A 1,180-nucleotide genomic window follows, 5' to 3' on the forward strand; every position below is an offset into this window, starting at 1 on the left:
CGATGAGGTCAGCATTCCTGCCGAGCGCGGCGAGGGCGGCCGAGAACCCGCCGATGAAGGCGACGTCAGCCGAACCCTCGAGGATGTCGCGGCCGGGGTCGTCGCCGGTGTGGACTAGCAGGTCGGCCTCGGCGATGCGGCCCTCGAAGGCGCCAGGCGCGGAAATCGCTTCGCCGTCAGCGCCGCCATAGGCATGCGAGGTGGCGTCGAGATAGGCACGGCCAATTTCCTCGCGCGCGGTCCAATCGCCGCGCGATAATAGATCCTCGACGCCGGCGCCGTAGGTGCCGGGCGAGGTGCCGAAAATGCGCGGGCCGACCTTGCCCTCGGCGCGCGTCGCCGCGGCAAGCGGATTCTCGGCATCGTCCTCGTCGCGGCTCGAAACCGCGCTGGCGGCGGCATCGATCAGCGCGATCTGGGTCGGGAACATGTCGCGGAACAGGCCGGAAATGCGCCAGGTGACGTCGACGCGCGGCCGGCCAAGGGCTGCCGGTGGCAGCACCTCAATGCCGGTGACGCGGCCGGTGGCGCCATCCCATTGCGGCCGGCAGCCCATCAGCGCCAGGCCTTGAGCGATCTCCTCGCCGCCCGTGCGCAGCGAGGCCGAGCCCCAGAGGTCGATGACCAGCGTGCGCGGCCAGTCGCCATGCGACTGCATGTAGCTGCGCACGACTTCTTCCGCCGCTGCGTGGCCAAGGTCATAGGCGGTCGGCGTCGGCATAGTGCGGGGATCGGCGGTGAACAGGTTGCGGCCGGTCGGCAGCACGTCGGAGCGTCCGCGCGCAGGCGCGCCGGCCGGCCCGGCCTTGGTGTGGCGGCCGTCCAGCGCGGCTAGCAGGGCTGTCTTTTCCGCCTCTGCGCTTTGCCTACGCAGCGGATCAGCCTCGCCCTCGGGCGCGCGGCCGTAGACGTGCAGTCCGTCCTTGACGGCGAAATCCTTGAGGTCACAGAGCCAGGCGTCGATGCGGCGCAGCGCTTCGTCCGGCGCGTCGGTTCTGGCAACGCCAGCTTCGGAGGCAAGCCCGGTTTTTCGCGCGGTCTCGACGATCAGCCTGGCCAGGCGGTCGCGGCGGCGACGGTCGAGCCCGTCGGCCTGCGCATATTCGTCGACCAGCCGCTCGAGGCGCTGCTGGTTCTCATCGAGGCCCGCACCAGTCAGCGGCGGCGGCAGGGGGCCGAG

1 protein-coding gene is annotated in these 1,180 nt (G+C 71.0%); it reads right to left on the minus strand.

From position 1 onward, the window contains the following. A partial coding sequence (locus EN781_RS32880; RefSeq protein ID WP_189347978.1) for a cobaltochelatase subunit CobN occupies positions 1-1,180 on the minus strand: 1,180 nt, incomplete at both ends.

This window comes from Mesorhizobium sp. M4A.F.Ca.ET.090.04.2.1, assembly GCF_003999085.1.
Taxonomy (GTDB): Bacteria; Pseudomonadota; Alphaproteobacteria; order Rhizobiales; family Rhizobiaceae; genus Mesorhizobium.